Below are 22,053 nucleotides of genomic sequence, written 5' to 3' on the forward strand. Positions count from 1 at the left end.
CGCGATGACGCATGTTCCCGTCGTCGCAACCGGAATCCAGCGTGACCGGAGTTTTACCGGACAAGGGGCCCAGAGGGCCCTTTGTCGTTTCCGGGGTCCGGAAAATGCACGAACCGATTCTTCAACCATTTCAGATGCAAGGCAGGCTGTGAGCGACAAGGCAAACGAAATCGCGACTCTGCTGGGCCCGACCGTGGACGCGTTGGGCCTGGAACTGCTGGGCGCCGAATATCTGCCGGCCCCTGGCGGCGCCACGCTGCGCCTTTATATCGACGTGCCGCTGGCCGAGCAGCCCGAGCGCATCGTCAATATCGACGATTGCGAGCGGGTCAGCCGCGAGGTCTCGGCGCAACTGGACGTGGAAGACCCGATCAGCGGCAACTACACGCTGGAAGTGTCCTCGCCGGGCGTGGACCGGCCGCTGTTCAGCGCCGAACAGTTTTCCCGCCACCTGGGCGAATCGGCCAAGGTGGTGCTGAAGCTGCCGCAGCAGGGCCGGCGGCGCCTGCAGGGGCGCATCGTGCAGGCCGACGCCGATGCCGGCCGGATCACCTTCGAGGTCGACGGCGCCGAACTGGCGGTGGACTTCGACAACATCGACAAGGCGCGGATCATGCCCGACTGGGCGGCGCTGGGCCTGGCCCCGACCAAGCCGGGCAAGGGGCCGAAGCCGGCCGGCAAGAACGCAAAATCCAATAAGAAACCATCCAACGAACCGGCGGCCGACGAGGCTGCGCGCGGAGCGAAAGAATGAGCAAGGAACTGTTGCTGGTAGTCGACGCGGTGGCCAACGAAAAGGGCGTGCCGCGCGAAGTGATCTTCGACGCGATCGAGGCCGCATTGGCGTCGGCGGCGAAGAAGCGCTACCCCGACCAGGACGTGCTGACGCGCGTCACCATCGACCACAAGGACGGCACCTACGAGACCTTCCGGCGTTGGGAAGTGGTGGCCGACGACGTGGTGATGGAATCGCCCGACCGGCAGATCCGCCTGATGGACGCGGTCGACGAGGCCGAAGGCGTGGACGTCGGCGACTACATCGAAGAGCAGATCGAGAATCCGGACTTCGGCCGCATCGCCGCGCAGGCCGCCAAGCAGGTGATCGTGCAGCGCGTGCGCGAGGCCGAGCGCCAGCAGGTGGTGGACGCGTGGAAGGATCGCGTCGGCGAGCTGGTCACCGGCGTGGTCAAGCGCGCCGAGCGCGGCAACATCTACGTGGACCTGGGCGGCAACGCCGAGGCCTTCATTCCCAAGGACAAGGGCATCCCGCGCGACGTGCTGCGCGCCGGCGACCGCGTGCGCGGCTACCTGGCCGAAGTGCGTTCGGAGCCGCGTGGCCCGCAGCTGTTCATCAGCCGCGCCGCGCCGGAATTCATGATCGAGCTGTTCAAGCTGGAAGTGCCGGAAGTGGGCCAGGGCCTGGTCGAGATCAAGGCCTGCGCGCGCGATCCGGGCGACCGCGCCAAGATCGCGGTGCTGGCGCACGACACCCGCACCGATCCGATCGGCGCCTGCATCGGCATGCGCGGTTCGCGCGTGCAGGCGGTGTCCAACGAGCTCAACGGCGAGCGCGTGGACATCGTGCTGTGGAACGACAACCCGGCCAACTTCGTCATCAACGCGATGGCGCCGGCCGAGGTGCAGTCGATCATCGTCGACGAAGAAAAGCACTCGATGGACCTGGCGGTGGCGGAAGACCGCCTGGCCCAGGCGATCGGCAAGGGCGGCCAGAACGTGCGCCTGGCCAGCCGCCTGACCGGCTGGCAGCTCAACGTGATGACCGCCGAGCAGGTCGCGGCCAAGTCCGAGGCCGAGCAGGCCGTGGCCCGCCAGCTGTTCATGGACAAGCTGGAAGTGGACGAGGAGATCGCCGCGATCCTGGTCGCCGAGGGCTTCAACTCGGTCGAGGAAATCGCCTACGTGCCGGTCGGCGAGCTGCTGGCGGTGGAAGGCTTCGACGAGGACATCGTCGAGGAACTGCGCGCCCGTGCCCGCGACGCGCTGCTCAACGAGGCGCTGGCCGCCGAGGAGAGCGACGACGACGGCGTGCCGGCGGCGGACCTGCTGTCGCTGCCGGGCATGGACGAAGCCACCGCCTACGCGCTGGCCGGCCATGGCGTACGCACCAGCGAGGACCTGTCGGATCTGGCTGCCGACGAAATCCTCGAGTTCGGCATCGAGGACCTGGACAAGGACCGCGCCGCGGCCCTGATCCTGGCCGCCCGCGCCGAGGAGATCGCCCGCCTGGAGCGCGGCGAATGAGTCAGCGATGAATGCCGCCCTGACCCGATCAGGGCTTAGAATCCGCGCTACCTTCGCACGCGGCGAGGGGGCGCCAACCAGATCATAGGATCCGAATGTCGCAGCAAACCACCATCCGCAAGCTGGCCGAACTGGTGAACACGCCGGTCGAGAAACTGCTGGTTCAACTGGCCGACGCCGGGATGAAGTTCAGCGGTCCCGACCAGGTCGTCACCAGCACCGAAAAGATGAAGCTGCTGGGCTTCCTGCGCCGTACCCACGGCAAGACCGACAAGCCGGTCGAGGAAGAGGCCCAGGCGGCGCCGAAGAAGATCACCCTGAACCGGCGCAAGCTGCAGGAAGTGACGGTCAGCGCCGGGCGCAGCAAGACCACGGTCAACGTCGAGGTCCGGCAGAAGCGCACCTACGTGAAGTCGGCCGAGGACCTGGCCGCCGAGCGTGCGGCGCCGTCCGCGGGCGGACGGGTGGACGATGAGCGCGCCGAGATCCTGCGCAAGCTGGAGGAATCCAAGCAGCGCAACCTGGCCGAGCAGCAGAAGCTCGCCGAGCAGGACCGTGCGCGCGCCGAGGAAATCGAGCGCAAGCGCAAGGCCGAGCAGGAAGCGCGCGAGCGCGCCGAGGCCGAGCAGCGCGCCGCGCAGGCGGCGCTGGAAGCCGAGTCGGCACCGCCGGCTGCGGCGCCGGCCGCGCCTGCCGCCGACCGCAACGCCGCCGCTGCGCCGCGCGCGCCGCGTCCGGCGGTGGCACCGCGTCCGGCCGGTGCGGCGCATCCGGCCAAGCCGGCGGCCCCGCGCAGCGACGACCGCAACAACGCCAACAACAAGCACAAGACCCGCGGCTCGCACGTGATGGTCGCCGGTGTCGAGGACGACGACAGCACCAGCCGCTTCGCCGGCCAGCTGCACCTGTCCGCGGCCGACCGCGCGCGCCGTTCCAACGTGCGCGGCAAGCCGCGCGGCGGCAGCCATAGCGGCGGCCGTCGCCAGGCCGAGCCGTCGCGCAGCGGCGGCGGCGCGCACGGCTTCGAGCGCCCCACCGCGCCGGTGGTGCGCGAAGTGGCGATCGGCGACACCATCACCGTGGCCGACCTGGCGCAGAAGCTCGCGCTGAAGGGCGGCGACGTGGTGAAGGCGCTGTTCAAGATGGGCGTGATGGCCACCATCACCCAGACCATCGACCACGACACCGCGGCGCTGGTCACCGAAGAGCTCGGCCACAAGCCGGTGCGTGCGGGCAGTGCCGATGCCGAGGACGCGCTGCTGGCGCACACCGAGGACGCGCAGGGCGAGAAGCTGCCGCGGCCGCCGGTGGTCACCATCATGGGCCACGTCGACCACGGCAAGACCTCGCTGCTGGACTACATCCGCCGCACCAAGGTCGCCTCGGGCGAAGCCGGTGGCATCACCCAGCACATCGGCGCGTACCACGTCGAAACCGATCGCGGCGTCATCAGCTTCCTGGATACCCCGGGCCACGCCGCGTTCACCTCGATGCGCGCCCGCGGCGCCAAGCTCACCGACATCGTGGTGCTGGTGGTCGCGGCCGACGACGGCGTGATGCCGCAGACGGTCGAGGCGGTCAAGCATGCCAAGGCGGCCGGCGTGCCGCTGATCGTGGCGGTCAACAAGATCGACAAGTCCGGCGCCGATCCGCTGCGGGTCAAGAACGAACTGCTGGCGCAGGACGTGGTCGCCGAAGAGTTCGGCGGCGACACCCAGTTCGTCGAGCTCTCGGCCAAGACCGGCCAGGGCATCGACACGCTGCTGGATGCGATCTCGCTGCAGGCCGAAGTGCTGGAACTGCGCGCGGTGGCCGAAGGCCGCGCCAGCGGCGTGGTGATCGAGTCCTCGCTGGACAAGGGCCGCGGCCCGGTGGCGACGGTGCTGGTGCAGCAGGGCGCGCTGAAGAAGGGCGACTACCTGGTGTGCGGCATCCAGTACGGCCGCGTGCGTGCGCTGTTCGACGAGACCGGCAAGCAGCCGGATTCGGCGGGTCCGTCCATCCCGGTGCAGGTGCTCGGCCTGTCCGGCGTGCCGGATGCCGGCGACGACTTCGTGGTCGTCGACGACGAGCGCCTGGCCAAGGACGTGGCGCAGCAGCGCGAGACCAAGCGCCGTGAGTCGCGCCTGGTGTCCACCGCGGGCAGCCGCATGGAAGACATCATGTCGCAGCTCGGCAAGGGCGAGGGCCAGCTGTCGCTGAACCTGGTGATCAAGGCCGACGTGCAGGGTTCGGTGGAAGCGCTGAAGCAGTCGCTGACCGCGCTGTCCAACGAGCAGATCCGCATCAACGTCATCCACTCCGGCGTGGGCGGCATCACCGAATCCGATGCGAATTCGGCGCTGGCCTCCAAGGCCACGGTGATCGGCTTCAACGTGCGTGCCGACGCCTCGGCGCGGCGCATCATCGAGACCAACGGCATCGACCTGCGTTACTTCTCGATCATCTACGACGTGATCGACCAGGTGAAGCAGGTGGCGTCCGGCCTGCTGGGCGTGGAGATCCGCGAAGAGATCATCGGTATCGCCCAGGTGCGCGACGTGTTCCGCAGCTCCAAGTTCGGCGCCGTCGCCGGCTGCATGGTCGTGGAGGGCGTGGTCAAGCGCAACAAGCCGATCCGCGTGCTGCGCGACAACACCGTGGTGTTCGAGGGCGAGCTGGAATCGCTGCGTCGCTTCAAGGAGAACGTCGACGAAGTGCGCAACGGCACCGAGTGCGGTATCGGCGTGAAGGCCTACAACGACGTCAAGGCCGGCGACCAGATCGAGTGCTTCGAGCGCATCGAAGTGCAGCGTACGCTGTAAGAGCTGGGATTCGGGAATCGGGATTGGGGATTCGTAAAAGCGGTGCGCTACGTGCGTATCGCTTCTGCGAGTCTCTCCCGATCCCGTCTTTCCAAAAGAGAGAGCTTCAGTCATGCCCACCAAATCTTTCCACCGTACCGATCGCGTGTCCGCGCAGATCCGGCGCGACCTCGGCACGATCGTGCATGCGGCCGTGCGCGATCACGGCTTGCCCTCGGTCAGCGTGTCCGACGTCGAAGTCACCCGCGATCTGGCGCATGCCAAGGTGTTCGTTACCGCGCTGATGCAGGAACGCTCGGCCGAGGCGGTCAAGGGCCTGAAGGAACTGGCGCCGCAGCTGCGCAGCGAACTGGCGCGGGCGATGAAGCTGCGCCACGTCCCCGAACTGCATTTCCATTACGACGATTCGGTCGATCGCGGCGAGCGCATCGACAACCTGCTGCGCGACATGCCGGAACTGCAGCAGGATCGGGACGACGACGGTCATGCCGCCGCCGACGACGAAACGGCGCCGCGCAAGGACTGAGTCCGCTGCCGACGCCGCGGCGTCGGCGTGCATTGTGTGAGTGCGGGCGCCGAACGCGAGCGCCCGTTTCGCAGTCGCGATCACGGTGTTCTTCGATTCGTGCGGTTTTCCGCTGTCCCGTGCGTGCCTGCGCTTTCCGCCCGTGCCGTTCGCCTGCGCCATGCCGAGGCCGGATCCGCCATTTCCGACTCTCCAATCCCCAATCCCGACCCACCATGCCCGTCTTCGGCCCGCGTCTGCCCCGTATCGTCTTCCGTCGCCTCGACGGCATCGTGCTGCTCGACAAGCCGATCGGCATGAGTTCCAACGCGGCGCTGCAGGCGGCGCGGCGGCTGTTCCGTGCCGAGAAGGGCGGCCACACCGGCAGCCTGGATCCGCTCGCCACCGGGCTGCTGCCGCTGTGCTTCGGCGAGGCGACCAAGCTGGCCGGGCTGTTGCTCGGGTCGGCCAAGGCCTATGAGGCGGAGGTGGTGCTTGGCGTCACCACCGACAGCGACGATGCCGAGGGCGCGGTGCTGCGGACCCGGCCGGTGCCGCCGCTGGACGCGACGACGCTGGAGGCGGCGCTGGCGCCGCTGCGCGGACGCATCCGCCAGCGCGCGCCGATCTACTCCGCGCTCAAGCAGGGCGGGGAGCCGCTGTACGTCAAGGCGCGGCGCGGCGAGGCGATCGAGGCGCCGGAGCGCGAGGTCGAGGTGCATGCGATCGACGTGCTCGCCCATGCCGGCGACCGCCTGCGCCTGCATGTGGCCTGCGGGTCCGGCACCTACATCCGCAGCCTGGCCCGCGACCTGGGCGAGGCGCTGGGCTGCGGCGCGCACATCGCCGCGCTGCGGCGGCTGTGGGTGGAGCCGTTCCGCACGCCGCAGATGGTGACTCTGGAGCATCTTCAGCAACTGGCCGCGCAGGATCCGGCGGCGTTGGAGGCGTTGGTGCTGCCGCTGGCCGCCGGCCTGGCCGATTTCCCGCCGGTGCGCCTGGAGCATGCTGCGGCGCAGCGTTTCCGCATGGGCCAGCGCCTGCGCGATCCGGCCTGGGCGCCCGGCCTGGCCGCGGTGTTCGACGCCGACGGGGTGCCGCTGGGCCTGGGCCAGGTCGATGCCAGCGGGCTGCTGGCGCCGCAGCGCATGTTCAATCCGTGACCGCAACGGCAGGCGCATCGGCCGCCACCTGACTGTCGTTCAGTCATGACGCTGTCTTAACGCCTTGTTCCTCCGGGCCAGGGCCGGTACAATTTCGCGGCCTTTCCGGCACGCTGCGCTCCGGCGCAATCCTTCGCAATCGGCGAGCCAGGCGGTGCGTCCTTCGCACGTTCCTGCCGGCCCCGCATCTCAGAGAAAACCTCATGTCCATCGACACCCAGAAAGTCATCGAAGAAAACAAGCGCGGCGCTGCCGACACCGGTTCGCCGGAAGTGCAGGTCGCCCTGCTGACCGCCCGCATCGAGCAGCTGACCGGCCACTTCAAGACCCACAAGAAGGACCACCACAGCCGCCGCGGCCTGCTGCAGATGGTCAACCGCCGCCGCAGCCTGCTCGACTACCTGAAGAAGAAGGATGGCGAGCGCTACAAGGCGCTGATCGAGAAGCTCGGCCTGCGTCGCTGAGGCAACGAACCCCACCGCGGCGCAGCGATGCGCCGCGGTTTTGTTTTGGGTAGTACCGTGACCCGGGGAGCGCTCCGCGTCACCGGCCGGATCCTCCCGGCCACCCGCCAGCGGCATGGGCCGTCAGCGGTCCATTTGCAGACAGCATCATCCAAGGAAACCCCGTGGCAAAAATCACCAAAACCTTCCAGTACGGCAAGCACACCGTCACCCTCGAAACCGGCGAGATCGCCCGCCAGGCCGGCGGTGCCGTCATCGTCAAGATGGACGACACCGTACTGCTGGTCACCGCCGTCGCCGCCAAGAGCGCGCGCGAAGGTCAGGACTTCTTCCCGCTGACGGTCGACTATCAGGAGAAGTTCTACGCCGGCGGCCGCATCCCCGGTGGCTTCTTCAAGCGCGAGGGCCGTGCGACCGAGAAGGAGACGCTGATTTCGCGTCTGATCGACCGTCCGATCCGTCCGCTGTTCCCGGAGGATTACAAGAACGAAGTGCAGATCATCGCCACGGTGATGTCGATGAACCCGGACATCGACGGCGACATCGCCGCGCTGATCGGCGCCTCGGCCGCGCTGTCGCTGGCCGGCACCCCGTTCAAGGGCCCGATCGGCGCCGCCAAGGTCGGCTACAAGAACGGCGAGTACATCCTCAACCCGACCGTGTCGGACCTGAAGGAATCGCAGCTGGAGCTGGTCGTCGCCGGTACCGCCAACGCCGTGCTGATGGTCGAGTCCGAAGCCGCACTGCTGTCCGAAGAAGTGATGCTGGGCGCGGTCACCTTCGGCCACCGCGAGATGCAGAAGGTCATCAACGCGATCAACGAGCTGACCGTCGAAGCCGGCACCAAGCCGTCCGAGTGGGTCGCCCCGGCCAAGAACGAGGCCATGATCGCCGCGCTGAAGGAAGCCGTCGGCGATCAGCTGGCCGCCGCCTTCCAGGTGCGCGACAAGCTGCAGCGCCGCGATGCCATCGCCGCGATCAAGAAGGACGTGCTGGCGCAGCTGGCGCCGCGCGCCACCGCCGAGAACTGGGTCGCTGCCGACCTGGCCAAGGAGTTCGGCGAGCTGGAATACCAGACCATGCGCGGTTCGGTGCTGAGCACCAAGGTGCGCATCGACGGCCGTGCGCTGGACACCGTGCGCCCGATCAGCGTGAAGGCCGGCGTGCTGCCGCGCACCCACGGCTCGGCGCTGTTCACCCGCGGCGAGACCCAGGCGATCGTGGTGACCACGCTGGGCACCGCCCGCGACGGCCAGGTGATCGACGCGGTCTCCGGCGAGTACAAGGAAAACTTCCTGTTCCACTACAACTTCCCCCCCTACTCGGTGGGCGAGTGCGGCCGCTTCGGCGCGCCCAAGCGTCGCGAGATCGGCCACGGCCGCCTCGCCAAGCGCGGCGTGCTGGCGGTGATGCCGACCATGGAAGAGTTCCCGTACACCATCCGCGTGGTGTCGGAAATCACCGAATCCAACGGTTCCTCGTCGATGGCCTCGGTGTGCGGCAGCTCGCTGGCGCTGATGGACGCCGGCGTGCCGGTGAAGGCGCCGGTGGCCGGTATCGCCATGGGCCTGGTGAAGGAAGGCAATGACTTCGTGGTGCTGTCGGACATCCTGGGCGATGAAGATCACCTGGGCGACATGGACTTCAAGGTCGCCGGTACCGCCGAGGGCGTGTCCGCGCTGCAGATGGACATCAAGATCGAAGGCATCACCGAGGAAATCATGAAGCAGGCCCTGGCCCAGGCCAAGGCCGGCCGCCTGCACATCCTCGGCGAGATGGCCAGCGCGCTGACCAGCCCGCGTGCGGAGCTGAGCGACTACGCGCCGCGCCTGCTGACCATCAAGATCCACCCGGACAAGATCCGCGAAGTGATCGGCAAGGGCGGTTCGACCATCCAGGCGATCACCAAGGAAACCGGCACCCAGATCGACATCCAGGACGACGGCACCATCGTCATCGCCTCGGTCAACGCGATCGCGGCGCAGGCCGCCAAGTCGCGCATCGAGCAGATCACCTCGGACGTCGAGCCGGGCCGCATCTACGAAGGCAAGGTCGCCAAGATCATGGACTTCGGCGCGTTCGTGACCATCCTGCCGGGCAAGGACGGCCTGGTGCACGTCTCGCAGATCTCCAGCGAGCGCGTGGAGAAGGTCGGCGACAAGCTGAAGGAAGGCGACGTGGTCAAGGTCAAGGTGCTGGAAGTCGACAAGCAGGGCCGTATCCGCCTGTCGATGAAGGCCGTCGAGGAAGGCGAGGGCGTGTCGGCCGAATAAGCCGCTGGCGTCCACTGCCGTTCCAAAAAAAGCGGGCTTCGGCCCGCTTTTTTCTTGCCTTGCATTTGCGCAGGTGCCGCGTCTGGCGCGTGGCGTTCTTGTCGACGCCGGTGTGGGTTCTGGGGTGAGGCGGGGGCACTGCAGGAGCGGCTCTTGTTCCCTTTTTGGGATCAGCCGCGACGGGGCATTACCGTTGGCGCCCGGTCGCGGCTGAAGCCGCTCCTACACACGATGTTCGTGGCGGGCGTGTCTGGGACATAACGCTCGATCGCGCGCGACTCAGCTGATGCCGTCGCCGATCGCCGGATAACGCGCCAGGTGCGCCGACAGCGGCCCGGGATGGGCGAGCTGGTAGCCCTGGCCGTAGCGCGCGCCCAGCGCCTGCAGCGTCGCCAGTTCGCTCTCGGTCTCGATGCCTTCGACCACCACGTCCGCATTGGTTTCCGCGGCGAAGGACAGGATCGCCATCGCCAGCCGCTGGCGGCGCGGTTCAGCGTCGATGCCGCGGGTCAGGGTCAGGTCCAGCTTGATGATGTCCGGCGCCAGGTGCAGCAGGTGGCGCAGGCTGGCGAAGCCGGTGCCGGCATCGTCCAGGGCGATGCGCAGGCCCTGCCGCTGCAGCAGGCCGATGTGGTCGGACAGGCGCGGATAGTCCGGCGCCTGCAGTTGCTCGGTGATCTCCAGCACGATCCGCGACAGGTCGTGGCCGTGCAGCAGCGCCTGCAGTTGCGGATGCAGCAGGGTCTGCGCGGACACGTTGATCGCCAGATAGACCGGTGCCGGCAACTGCGCCAGCAGGTCCAGCGCCTTGCGCGCGGCGGCCAGTTCCAGCTCCAGCGCCAGCCCGACCCGGCTCGCATCGTCGAACCAGCGCAGCGGCGGCAGCGCCGGATTGGCTGGGAAGCGCGACAGCGCTTCCACGCCGACGATGCGCTGCGATGCCAGTGCCAGCACCGGCTGGGTCACGATCTGCAGGCGCCCATCGGCGATGGTTTCGCGGATGCGGGTGGCGATCGCCGCCTTCTCGCGGAACGCGTGTTTCTCCACGTCCTGGCGGCGCGCGATGTCGGTCTGCAGCGCCGCGCGGTCCATCGCCAGCGCCAGCGTCGCCCCGACAAGCGTCGCCAGCAGTTCCAGCGTGCGCACGTCCTGCGCGCTGTAGGCATCGGGTTGCGGCGCCAGCACCTTGAGCACGCCGATGCTGCGGTCGCCGTAGCGCAGCGGCACCACCAGCATCGAGCGCAGGCCGATGCGCCGGCAGGCCTCGCGGTCGACCCGTGGGTCGATTTCCGAATCGTCGCAGCGCAACACCTGGCCGCTGCGCATGCACAGGCCGGACAGGCTGCCATTGCTGGGCAGGCGCAGGCCGAGGTGGCGTTCGGCGACGCCGCTGGCCGACCAGTACAGCATGTCCTTGCCGTCGCACATCTCCACCACCGCGCCGTTGGAGCGGGTCAGCTCCTGCGCGCGGCGGGTGACCACGTCGACCACCTGCAGCGGATCGCCGCCGGCCGCGGCGATCTCGCCCTGTGCCAGGATGATGCGCGACAGCAGCGCCGCGTCGTCTTGCGTCGCGGCGGCAGCGTGCTGGATGAGGTCCGAAATGCCGGATGCCTTGGCCATGTCCGCATCATGTGGCACTAAGTCGGAGGACGGCAACGGGCGGCGTGCGCCAGGCCCGGGCAGCGTGCGGAACTGATCGCTCCATCACGCTGCGCGACCGCTTACGCTCTGTCGCTGGCGTCGCCCTTGCGCGGTTTGCCGTACAGGCTGCGCAACTCGTCCTTGGCCTGCTCGAGGATCTGTCGGCGTTGCGCCGGCAACTGATCGCCGGCGCGATTGATGTAGAAGGTCAGCATCGACATGGCCGAACGATACGGACCGGTGCGGCGGCGTGCGTGCAGGTCGGCCGATTGCTTGAGTGCGCGCGCGATCGCGGTCGGGTCGTTGCCTTCGAACACGTTCGGCGCGACGCCAAGCGACTGTGGCGCGTCGCTGGCGCGGCGCTGGCTCAGGTCGTTGTTGGAGAGGTACGGGCTGCTCTGTGCCATTGGTGATGCTCCTTGGCGATGGCGGTGGAGAGGTGAAACGCATGCGCAGTCCGGCAATGCAGGACCCGATGGCGGATGCCGCCGCCATCGCTACCGCACGCCAACAGGCGACGGCAGTTCGACATCGAAGGGAGACGGAGGCGGGGGCGACGCGAACGCGCGCCGCCGCGATCGCGCGTGGGACGTGGAGCGTCCCGTGCGCGGTTGATGGGCGATACCGGTGTTCGCTGGTGTTGCCGTGCCGCATTCCGTTCCCAGAAATAAAGCTTGTGCGTTTGCGCAAACGCTAGGCCGGGATACGTGATGTCGTCGACAACATAACCGCGTGATGCGGAGCGAGTGGTAGACATTATGTCGTTCGATGAACGCTTAATGGAAAACTCCCTAAAAACAGCGCTCCCGTGTGAATGTGCTTGATCGCCTGGATAACGTCACCATTTTCATTGGCGAGGCGATGACGCGAGACAGTCGCGTGGACAATGCGCAAAACGTGGCATCGCTGCGCGCCGCACCTCGGCGGTACAGGAGATCGCATGTCGTTGGCGCACACGCGCTTTCATCCCGCCGTTGCACGCTGGTTCGAACAGCGTTTCGCTGCGCCCACGCCGGCGCAGGCGGCGGCGTGGCCGGCGATCCAGGCCGGACGGCACACCTTGGTTGCCGCGCCGACCGGCTCCGGCAAGACCCTCACCGCGTTCCTCGCCGCGCTGGATGCGCTGGTGCGTGAAGGCCTGCGCGACGGCGGCCTGCAGGACCGCACCCAGGTACTGTACGTGTCGCCACTGAAAGCGCTTTCAAACGATATCCAGCTCAATCTCGAAGCGCCGCTGCAGGGCATCCGCGCCGAGCTGGCGGCGCTGGGCCTGCCGGATGTGCAGATCCGCACCGCGGTGCGCACCGGCGACACCCCACAGCGCGAGCGCGCGCAGGCGCGGCGGCGTCCGCCGCACGTGCTGGTGACCACGCCGGAGTCGCTGTACGTGCTGCTCGGCTCGGTGTCCGGGCGCGAGACGCTGCGCCATGTGCGCACGGTGATCGTCGACGAGATCCATGCGCTGGCGGCGAACAAGCGCGGCAGCCATCTGGCGCTGTCGCTGCAGCGGCTGCAGCATCTGTGCGAGGTGCCGCCGCTGCGCATCGGCCTGTCGGCGACGCAGAAGCCGATCGATGCGGTCGCGCGGTTCCTGGTCGGCAGCGCGGCGGTGCACGACGACCAGGCGGACTGCGCCATCGTCGACATCGGCTATGCGCGCGCCCGCGACCTGGCGCTGGAGGTGCCGCCGACACCGCTCAGCGTGACCATGTCCGCCGATCAGTGGCAGCAGGCGTACACGCGTCTGGCCGAACTGGTGCGCGCGCACCGCACCACCCTGGTGTTCGTCAACACCCGGCGCATGGCCGAACGCACCGCCCGCCACCTGGGCGAACTGCTCGGCGCGCAGGCGGTGGCGGCGCATCACGGCAGTCTGGCGCGCGAGACCCGGCTGCTCGCCGAGCGCCGGCTCAAGGCCGGCGAACTGCAGGTGCTGGTAGCCACCGCGTCGCTGGAACTGGGCCTGGACATCGGCGACGTCGACCTGGTCTGCCAGCTCGGCTCGCCGCGGTCGATCGCCGCGTTCCTGCAGCGCGCCGGTCGCTCCGGGCATGCGGTGGGCGGCACGCCGAAGGCGCGGCTGTTCCCGCAGTCGCGCGACGACCTGGTCGAGTGCGCGGCGTTGCTGGATTGCGTACGCCGCGGCGAACTGGATGCGCTGCGCATGCTCGATGCGCCGTTGGACGTGCTCGCCCAGCAGCTCGTCGCCGAGGTGGCCTGCCAGGAGTGGGAGGAAGACGCGCTGTATGCGCTGGTGCGTGGCGCCTGGCCGTATGCGGCGTTGCCGCGCGCGCAGTTTGACGCGGTGCTGCGCATGCTCAGCGAAGGCTTCAGCACGCGACTGGGGCCGCGCGCCGGCTACCTGCATCGCGATGCGGTGCATCGCCGCGTACGCCAGCGCCGCGGCGCGCGGATGGCGGCGCTCACCTCTGGCGGCACCATCCCCGAGACCGGCGACTACAGCGTGGTGCTGGAGCCGCAGGCGCAGACCATCGGCACGGTCAACGAGGATTTCGCGGTGGAAAGCCTGGGCGGCGACGTGTTCCAGCTCGGCAACGCCAGCTACCGCATCCTGCGCGTGGAAGCCGGGCGGGTGCGGGTGGAGGATGCGCGCGGTGCGCCACCCAATATCCCGTTCTGGATCGGCGAAGCGCCCGGGCGCAGCGACGCGCTGTCGCTGGGCGTGTCGCGGCTGCGGGCCGAGGTCGAGCAGGCGCTGGCGCAGGGTGGGGCGGCACAGGCGCTGCAGTGGCTGTGCGGCCCGCTGGCGCTGGATGCGGCTGCCGCGCAGCAGATCGTCGACTACCTCGGCCGCGCGCATGCGGCGCTGGGCGCCTTGCCGACCCAGCAGTGCATCGTGCTGGAGCGTTTCTTCGACGCCACCGGCGGCACCCAGTTGGTGATCCACAGCGTCTACGGTAGCCGCATCAACCGTGCCTGGGGCCTGGCCCTGCGCAAGCGCTTCTGCCGCACCTTCAATTTCGAGTTGCAGGCGGCGGCGACCGAGGATGCGATCGTGCTGTCGCTGTCGACCCGGCACAGCTTCGCCCTGGACGAGGTGGCGCGCTACCTGCGCGCCGCCTCGGCGCTGGACGTGCTGGTGCAGGCCCTGCTGGACGCGCCGCTGTTCGGCGTACGCTGGCGCTGGAATGCCACCAACGCGCTGGCGCTGCCGCGCTTCACCGGCGGGCGCAAGGTCGCGCCGCAATTGCAGCGGATGAAGTCCGAGGATCTGCTGGCCACGGTCTTCCCCGATCAGGTGGCCTGCGCGGAGAACCTGGTCGGCGAGCGCGAGATTCCCGAGCATCCGCTGGTGGCGCAGACCCTGCGCGACTGCCTGGACGAGGCGATGGACAGCGCCGGCTGGCTGCAGCTGCTGCACCGCCTCGAGGCCGGCGACGTGCGCGTACTGGCGCGCGAACTGACCGCGCCGTCGCCGCTGGCGGCCGAGGCCCTGGATGCGCGGCCCTATGCCTTCCTCGACGACGCCCCGCTGGAGGAGCGGCGGACCCAGGCCGTGCACAGTCGCCGCTACCAGGACCCGGACAATGCCGACGATCTCGGCCAGTTGGATCCGCAGGCGATCGCCGCGGTGCGCGAGGAGGCCTGGCCGCAGCCGCGCAGCCGCGACGAGATGCACGAGGCGCTGCTCACGCTCGGCGTGGTGAGCATGGACGAGGCCGCCGCGCAGCCGCAGTGGCAGCAGTGGTTGGGTGAACTGGCGGAAGACGCGCGTGCCACCTGCCTGCATGGCGTGGATGGCGGTGCGGCGGCGTTGTGGGTGGCCGCCGAGGCGCTGGCGGCGGTGGCGCCGCTGTATCCGCAGGCCGGCGCGCGACCGGTCATCGCCGTGCCCGAGGGCTACGCGGTCGCCGAGTGGGAGCGCGACAGCGCATTGCGCGAGTTGCTGCGCTGGCGCCTGGCCGGGCTGGGGCCGGTCACCGCCGAGGCGCTGGCGGCGCCGCTGCACCTGCCGCTGCGCGAGGTGCAGGCCGGGTTGCTGGCGCTGCAGCAGGACGGCTATGTGCTGGGCGGGCGCTTCAGCGCCGACGCCGCTGCCGAGGAGTGGTGCGAGCGGCACCTGCTGGCGCGCATCCATCGCTACACCCTCGGCCGCCTGCGTCGCGAGATCGAGCCGGTGGCGCCGCGCGACTACGCGCGCTTCCTGTTCCGCTGGCAGCACCTGGATGCGCAGGGCCAGGTGGAGGGCGCCGAGGCGCTGGCCACGGTGCTGGCGCAACTGGAGGGCGTGGAGGCCGCGGCGCCGCTGTGGGAGGCGGAACTGCTGCCGGCACGGGTGCGCGACTACCGCCCGGCATGGCTGGATGAGGCCTGCAGCGCCGGCCGTACGCTGTGGACGCGGTTGCGCCCCGGCGCCGGCGGCGCTGCGCCGACGCTGCGCAGCACGCCGATCCTGCTGCTGCCGCGGCGCAGCGCCGGACAGTGGTCGCGGCTGTCGCCAGCGCCGGAGGCCGGCGCGCTGGGGTCGCGCGCGCGCAAGGTCGCCGACCATCTCGAGGCGCACGGCGCCTCGTTCTTCGACGAGATCGCCGAGGCCACGCGCCTGCTGTCCACCGAGTTGGAGGCGGCACTGGCCGAACTGGTCGCCGCCGGCCGGGTCCATTGCGACAGCTATGCCGGCCTGCGCGCCTTGCTGGTGCCGACATCGAAGCGGCCCTCGGCGCTGTCGCGGCGCCGGCCGCGCATGGCGCTGTACGGCGGCATCCAGGATGCCGGGCGCTGGGCGGTACTGCGCACCGGTGTCGAGGCCGACGACCCGGCCGCGCGCAGCGAGGCGGTCGAGCACGTCGCGCGCACCTTGCTGCGCCGCTACGGCGTGGTCTGCTGGCGCCTGCTCGAGCGCGAGGCGGTCTGGCTGCCGCCGTGGCGCGAGCTGCTGCGGGTCTACCAGCGCCTGGAGGCGCGCGGCGAGATCCGCGGTGGGCGCTTCATCGATGGCCTGTCCGGCGAACAGTTCGCCCTGCCGGAGGCGATCGGCCTGCTGCGGCACGTGCGCCGCCAGCCCGGCGACGGCAGCTGGGTGTGCGTGGCCGCCGCCGATCCGGCCAACCTGCTCGGCAGCGTGTTGCCCGGCGCGCGCGTGCCGCGGGTGGCGGGCGCGCGCGTGCTGTACCGGGACGGCGTGCCGATGGCGAGCTGGGTCGGCGAGCGCTTCGAAGCGCTGCAGGACATGGATGCCGAAGCGCATGCGCGCGCGCAACGGCTGTTGCGCGGTGGCAGTGCGGCGGAACGGCGAACGGTCGTGGCACTGCCGATGGTGTGAAGGCGCTGCGCCTTGCCCGCGCCCGCTCAGTGCGTTTGCGGTATATCGGCGCTGCTTTCACATTCTGTCTACAAATTAAAGGGGTTGGTATCCCACTTCGTCCTCGGCGCAAAACCGGGGGCATCTGCCCTTGCAGAACAACTGCGGCATCCGCGCCGCAGGCGCCCGGAGCGCTTCTTCACACCCGCCAAGTACTGCGGCGCAATGCCTGTTGCGCATTCATGCAGCGCTGCGGCAGCGGCCGCGATATGCAGGATTCTGCAGTTTTCACGCGATTTAAAGGCGCCCTCAATTGCGCCGATAGCCCTCACGCATGACGTTGTAGCGCAGCGTTCCCCCTCGCGACCTGGCGAGCGGGACTGCTCCGCGAGGCGCCGCGAAACGCAGCCGGATGCATCGCCCGGCGCAAGCGGACACACACAAATCGGGGTACACACCATGTTGGGCAATATGAAAATCGGGGTCAGGCTGACGGCGGCGTTTCTGATCGTGGCGGCGATCGGCGCCTGCATCGGCTGGGTCGGCATCCGCAACTCGGGCCGCATCAACGACTACGCCACGGTGCTGTACGAACGCGAGTTGCTCGGCCTGTCGCACCTGAAAGAGGCCAACATCAACCTGATCAACGCCGGCCGTTCGCGCGCCAACCTGCAGTTGGCCAGCACGGCGGAAGACCGTGCCAAGCACGTCGCCAGCCTCGACAAGTACACCACCAAGGTGGTCGAGCACATGGACAAGGCCAGGGCCTCGTTCGACGACCCGGACACGCTGGCCAAGCTGGCCCGCTTCGACCAGGTGTGGAAGACCTACCTGGAGCGGCGCGGCCAGTTCGTCGACTCGGTGATGCGCGAGCCGCTGCCGGAAGGCAATCCGCAGCTGGCCGCACTGTCCAAGAGCGTACGCAGCAGCTCCGACGAACTGGATGCGCTGATGTCCGAGCTGAGCGAGATCAAGGAAGCGAATGCGTCCAAGGCCAACGACGCCACCGACGAGATCTACGCCAGCAGCACCCGCACCATGCTCGCCATCGTGATCGGCGGCGTGCTGCTCGGCGTGGGCCTGGGCGTGTTCATCAGCCGCAGCGTGACCCGGCCGATCGGCAAGGCGGTCAGCGTGGCCAACGCGCTGTCCGAGGGCGACCTGAGCATGTCCATCGACGTGCGCGGCCGCGACGAGACCGCGCAGTTGCTGTTGGCGATGCAGCGCATGGTCGCGAAGCTGCAGCAGGTGGTCGGCGAGGTCAACGCCAGTGCGCAGAGCCTGGCCGGCGCCTCGGAAGAAGTCAGCGCCACCGCGCAGTCGTTGAGCCAGGCCTCGACTGAGCAGGCCGCCGGCGTGGAGGAGACCAGCGCGTCGCTGGAGCAGATGACCGCGTCCATCGCGCAGAACACCGACAACGCCAAGATCACCGACGGCATGGCCGCGCAGGCGGCCCGCGAGACCCTGGAAGGCGGCGAGGCGGTGGTGGCCACGGTGGCGGCGATGAAGCAGATCGCGCACAAGATCGGCATCATCGACGACATCGCCTACCAGACCAACCTGCTGGCCTTGAACGCGGCGATCGAGGCCGCGCGTGCCGGCGAGCATGGCAAGGGCTTCGCGGTGGTGGCCGCGGAAGTGCGCAAGCTGGCCGAGCGCAGCCAGGTGGCCGCGCAGGAGATCGGCGAGGTCGCCGGTTCCAGCGTGGAACTGGCCGAACGCGCCGGACAACTGCTGGAAACCATCGTGCCCAGCATCAAGAAGACCTCGGACCTGGTGCAGGAGATCACCGCCGCCTCGCAGGAGCAGTCCTCTGGCGTCAACCAGATCAATGCGGCGGTGGTGCAGCTGAGCCAGATCACCCAGCAGAACGCCACCGCCTCCGAAGAGCTGGCGGCCACCGCCGAATCGATGAGCACGCAGGCCGTGCAGTTGCAGGAGAGCATGGCCTTCTTCCAGCTGTCCGCTGCCACGCGCCGCGCCACGCACGTGCTGGATGAAAGCGAGGCGGCGCCGCTGCGTGCGGCCGGCGCGCGCTGGTCGGCGCGTGCGCCATCCGCGGCCGCGCGCCGCCCCGGCGCAGGCAATCGCGACCGCAGCGAAGCGCTGCTGGGCCACGCCTGATCCATTCCCTGGCGGCGCCGGTGGCGCCGCCAGTTCCGTGTCGCTGTCGTTGTCACAACTGCCCCATTGTCGGGAGAGTGCCGTGCTGAAGAATCTCAAAGTCGCAACCAAACTCTACGGCGGCTTCGCCGTGGTCCTGTGCATCCTGCTGGCCCTGGCCGGGGTGGCCTACTTCAACGTGTCCGCGTTGTCGCAGGCCAATTACTGGAACACCCACACCTACAAGGTGATCGCCGAAGTCGATGCCGCGCTCAGCAGCCTGATCAACATCGAGACCGGTACCCGCGGCTTCTCGCTGACCGGCGAGGACACCTTCCTGCAGCCCTACCGCGACGGCGTCGCCAGCTTCGACAGCCACCTGCGCACGGCGCAGGAGCTGACCGCGGACAATCCCAAGCAGCAGGAGCGCCTGAACGCGCTGAAGCAGACCCAGGCGCAATGGCTCAGCCAGGCGGTGCATCCGCAGATCGCGCTGCGCAAGAACGTCAACGAGGGCCAGGCGACGATGGAAGCGCTGGCCGCGTCGGTGCGCGCCTCCAAGGGCAAGGCCTACATGGATGCGATGCGCGACCGCATGGCCGAAGTGCGCCGCGCCGAGAGCGACTTGCTGGCGGTGCGCGCCGCCGAGGCCGAGCAACTGCAGCAGCGCACCAACCTCACCCTGATCGTCGGCAGCCTGGTCGCGGCGCTGTGCGCCTCGGTGATCGGGTTCCTGATCGCGCGTTCGCTGATGAGTGAACTCGGCGGCGAGCCGAGCACGGTGATGGAAGTCGCTTCGCGGATCGCGCGTGGCGATCTCACCGTGCAGGTGCCGACCCGTCCCAACGACAGCACCAGCGCGATGGTGGCGCTGCAGGCCATGGTCGAGCGGCTGGCGGAAGTGGTGGGCGAGGTCAACGCCAGCGCGCAGTCGCTGGCCGGCTCCTCCGAGGAAGTCAGCGCTACCGCGCAGTCGCTGAGCCAGGCCGCCACCGAGCAGGCCTCCGGCGTGGAGGAGACCAGCGCCTCGCTGGAGCAGATGACCGCGTCCATCGCGCAGAACACCGACAACGCCAAGGTCACCGAAGGCATGTCGGCGCAGGCGGCCAAGGAAGCGGTGGAGGGCGGCGAAGCGGTGCTGGCTTCGACCCACGCGATGAAGCAGATCGCGCAGAAGATCGGCATCATCGACGACATCGCCTACCAGACCAACCTGTTGGCGCTGAACGCGGCGATCGAGGCCGCGCGTGCCGGCGAACACGGCAAGGGCTTCGCCGTGGTGGCGGCGGAAGTGCGCAAGCTGGCCGAGCGCAGCCAGGTGGCGGCGCAGGAGATCGGCGAGGTCGCCGCCAGCAGCGTGGGCCTGGCCGATCGCGCCGGCAACCTGCTCGGCACCATCGTGCCCAGCATCAAGAAGACCTCGGATCTGGTGCAGGAGATCGCCTCGGCCTCGCAGGAGCAGTCCTCCGGCGTCACCCAGATCAACCTGGCGGTGGCCCAGCTCAGCCAGGCCACGCAGCAGAACGCGGCGGCCTCCGAGCAACTGGCGGCCACCGCCGAGCAGATGAGCACCCAGGCCGAATCGTTGCAGCAGGCGATGGGCTTCTTCCGCCTCAACCGCGAACAGGAACTGGGCGCGCCACGCCGTGCCGTACCGGTGGCGCCCAGGCCGGCGGCCACGCGGCCCGTGCGCAGCGCCGGCAAGGGCCTGCGCCCGCGGGCACGCCAGGTTCCGGCCTACGCGCTGGCGGATGCGCCGGACGAAGGCCAGTTCGTCAACTTCTGAAGGGGAAGATCATGCACAACGATCGCTACGAGACCGCGGCCGGAGACACGCCGCAGAGCGGCTGCCAGTTCCTGACCTTCCAGCTGGATCGCGAACTGTTCGGGCTCAACATCGCCGGCATCCACGAGATCATCGAGTACCGCACGCCCACCCCGGTGCCGACCATGCCGGCCTGCGTGCGCGGGGTGATCAACCTGCGCGGCGCGGTGGTGCCGGTGGTGGACCTGCAGTCGCGGCTCGGCCGCGCGCCCAGCCAGGTCACCCGGCGCAGTTGCATCGTCATCGCCACTGCCGCCACCGACGAGGGCGGCGGCACGCAGTCGTTCGGCCTGCTGGTGGACGCGGTCAACGAGGTGCTGGAACTGCCGCCGCAGCAGATCGAGGCGCCGCCGGCCTTCGGCAGCGATATCCGCCGCGACCTGCTGCAAGGCATGGGCAAGCTGGAGGATCGGCTGGTGATCCTGCTGGACCGTGCGCGGCTGCTGCGCAGCGACGACATCGCCGAGGCCGGCGCGCCGGCGCTGGCGGCGTGACGCCCGGCACGCCGTGATTGGTGCATCACGGCGCCCTCGCTAGGGTGGCAGCGGAGGGGCATCCGCCCCAGCGAGGTGCAGACCATGGCAAAAGACGAGACCACTCAGTCCGGCAAGCAGCAAGGCATCCACGAGGGCCAGCAGGACCGTGCCCAGGACGATACCGCCAAGCAGCGGCCCGGCCTGGAAGACCAGAAGCTGCGCGAGGCGCACGAGCGCGGCCCGCGCTCCGGCCAGGATCAGGCCGCGCAGGACGACAACGGCTGATCGAGCGAGCGGCGGGGCGCGCAGCGCGTCGGCGTCCCGCCGCTTTGCCTTAGTGAGAAGGCCGAGGGCCCGGGGCGCGCCATCGCCGGTCGCGCATGCAGGAGCGGCGTGATCGGGCGCGGTCAGCGCCAGGATCGGACGACAACCAGGACCGGCCAACAAAAAAGGCCAGAGAGCCTGGTGGCTGTCTGACCTTGCTTGCACCGTCGAAGACGGAAAGATGGTGGAGCGGAAGGGGATCGAACCCTCGACCTTCGCATTGCGAACGCGACGCTCTCCCAGCTGAGCTACCGCCCCACATCAGACGCGTAGTGTAACTGGGCACGGGGCCGCATGCCAAGGGGGCAATGCAACATCCGCGGCGCCGGGGCGGGGCCGGTCGGGACCCGCGAACGCGCTCAGCATGCTGTCTACAGCGCGCGCAGGGAATCGATATACTCGGCGGCCGAAATCTCCCGCGGTGATTTCGTTCCGGACGAAATAATGCCGTCCGCTTCACACCTTTTACTAAAGACGGGTCTTTTACACATGACGGAAGTTCGCAACTTGCAACAGATCGCCGAAGCCAAGGCCAAGCTGCAGGAAGAAATGCGCAAGCTGGAAGAGCAGGAGCGACAGGCGCGCGAGGGCGAAACCAATGCGGCGCATGCCAACGTGCTGTCGCTGCTGGAACAGTTCGCCGAGTTCTTCAGCGCCAAGCAGCGCAACGAGATCGCCGCCTACGTGACCAGCGCGGCGTCCAAGCCGGCCAGCAGCAAGTCCGTCGCCGGCGGCCGTAGCGAGGTCAAGCCGAAGTACCAGTTGCCGCATACCGGCGAAACCTGGTCCGGTCGCGGCCGCACGCCGAAGGCGTTCGCCGCCTGGGAAGGCACCGCCGCCTACAACGAATGGAAGGCGCGCCATCCGGATCTGAAGTTCCCGCTCTTCAAGTACTGAGCGGACGAAAAAAGGCCAGGATCTCCTGGCCTTTTTTTATGCCCGATGCG

Annotated in this window: 15 protein-coding genes and 1 tRNA gene; 13 read left to right on the plus strand and 3 right to left on the minus strand. The window is 68.9% G+C overall.

The features are described from left to right. The first annotated feature begins 148 nt into the window (after window positions 1-148). From rimP to pnp, 7 genes are all read left to right on the plus strand, one after another. Window positions 149-754: a ribosome maturation factor RimP gene (rimP, locus tag Q7W82_RS10010; protein WP_184643678.1), complete on the plus strand. Its 606-nt coding sequence runs from the start codon at window positions 149-151 to the stop codon at window positions 752-754. Further along, window positions 751-2,262, plus strand: a complete 1,512-nt coding sequence (nusA, locus tag Q7W82_RS10015; protein WP_017908136.1) for a transcription termination factor NusA — start codon at window positions 751-753, stop codon at window positions 2,260-2,262. Before rimP ends, nusA begins: the two co-directional genes overlap by 4 nt. A gap of 95 nt (window positions 2,263-2,357) precedes the next feature. Then, on the plus strand, window positions 2,358-5,066 hold the full coding sequence (gene infB, locus Q7W82_RS10020; RefSeq protein ID WP_160947090.1) for a translation initiation factor IF-2: 2,709 nt from the start codon (window positions 2,358-2,360) through the stop codon (window positions 5,064-5,066). 112 nt (window positions 5,067-5,178) lie between these two features. Beyond that, window positions 5,179-5,592, plus strand: a complete 414-nt coding sequence (gene rbfA / locus Q7W82_RS10025) for a 30S ribosome-binding factor RbfA (RefSeq protein WP_242156719.1) — start codon at window positions 5,179-5,181, stop codon at window positions 5,590-5,592. A 215-nt stretch (window positions 5,593-5,807) separates the two neighbouring features. Further along, the gene (gene truB, locus Q7W82_RS10030; protein WP_242156721.1) at window positions 5,808-6,734 is read left to right on the plus strand and encodes a tRNA pseudouridine(55) synthase TruB; all 927 of its coding nucleotides are present in this window, start codon (window positions 5,808-5,810) and stop codon (window positions 6,732-6,734) included. Between the two features lie 203 nt (window positions 6,735-6,937). Continuing rightward, entirely contained in the window at window positions 6,938-7,198 is a 261-nt protein-coding gene (gene rpsO, locus Q7W82_RS10035; protein ID WP_019797620.1) for a 30S ribosomal protein S15, read from the plus strand. 164 nt (window positions 7,199-7,362) lie between these two features. Next, entirely contained in the window at window positions 7,363-9,471 is a 2,109-nt protein-coding gene (gene pnp / locus Q7W82_RS10040) for a polyribonucleotide nucleotidyltransferase (protein WP_242081273.1), read from the plus strand. A gap of 279 nt (window positions 9,472-9,750) precedes the next feature. On the opposite strand, the gene Q7W82_RS10045 is transcribed toward pnp, so the two are convergent. Then, complete coding sequence (locus tag Q7W82_RS10045; RefSeq protein ID WP_242156722.1) at window positions 9,751-11,094, minus strand: EAL domain-containing protein; 1,344 nt, start codon at window positions 11,092-11,094, stop codon at window positions 9,751-9,753. 101 nt (window positions 11,095-11,195) lie between these two features. Beyond that, entirely contained in the window at window positions 11,196-11,522 is a 327-nt protein-coding gene (locus Q7W82_RS10050) for a DUF3175 domain-containing protein (protein WP_242156723.1), read from the minus strand. Between the two features lie 533 nt (window positions 11,523-12,055). Between Q7W82_RS10050 and Q7W82_RS10055 the strand changes: the two genes are divergently transcribed. The 5 genes from Q7W82_RS10055 (at window position 12,056) to Q7W82_RS10075 (ending at window position 21,067) form a co-directional block, all read left to right on the plus strand. Continuing rightward, window positions 12,056-16,399 (plus strand): DEAD/DEAH box helicase, encoded by a 4,344-nt coding sequence (locus Q7W82_RS10055; protein WP_242156724.1) that lies wholly within the window; start codon window positions 12,056-12,058, stop codon window positions 16,397-16,399. A 438-nt stretch (window positions 16,400-16,837) separates the two neighbouring features. Then, complete coding sequence (locus Q7W82_RS10060; protein ID WP_242156725.1) at window positions 16,838-18,502, plus strand: methyl-accepting chemotaxis protein; 1,665 nt, start codon at window positions 16,838-16,840, stop codon at window positions 18,500-18,502. Between the two features lie 82 nt (window positions 18,503-18,584). After that, the gene (locus Q7W82_RS10065) at window positions 18,585-20,267 is read left to right on the plus strand and encodes a methyl-accepting chemotaxis protein (protein ID WP_242156726.1); all 1,683 of its coding nucleotides are present in this window, start codon (window positions 18,585-18,587) and stop codon (window positions 20,265-20,267) included. An 11-nt stretch (window positions 20,268-20,278) separates the two neighbouring features. Next, on the plus strand, window positions 20,279-20,800 hold the full coding sequence (locus Q7W82_RS10070) for a chemotaxis protein CheW (RefSeq protein ID WP_242156727.1): 522 nt from the start codon (window positions 20,279-20,281) through the stop codon (window positions 20,798-20,800). 84 nt (window positions 20,801-20,884) lie between these two features. After that, window positions 20,885-21,067, plus strand: coding sequence for a hypothetical protein (locus Q7W82_RS10075; protein ID WP_160947082.1), 183 nt, complete (start codon window positions 20,885-20,887; stop codon window positions 21,065-21,067). Window positions 21,068-21,288: 221 nt separating this feature from the next. Here Q7W82_RS10075 and Q7W82_RS10080 read toward each other — a convergent pair. Beyond that, window positions 21,289-21,364: transfer RNA gene (locus tag Q7W82_RS10080), tRNA-Ala, on the minus strand. Window positions 21,365-21,595: 231 nt separating this feature from the next. On the opposite strand from Q7W82_RS10080, the gene Q7W82_RS10085 reads away from it, so the two are divergent. Next, window positions 21,596-22,003 carry an H-NS family nucleoid-associated regulatory protein gene (locus Q7W82_RS10085; protein ID WP_242156729.1) on the plus strand — a complete coding sequence of 136 codons (408 nt, stop codon included), beginning with the start codon at window positions 21,596-21,598 and terminating at the stop codon, window positions 22,001-22,003. Window positions 22,004-22,053 lie beyond the last annotated feature (50 nt).

Origin of the sequence: Xanthomonas indica (assembly GCF_040529045.1) — a bacterium.
In the GTDB taxonomy this organism is placed as follows: domain Bacteria; phylum Pseudomonadota; class Gammaproteobacteria; order Xanthomonadales; family Xanthomonadaceae; genus Xanthomonas_A; species Xanthomonas_A indica.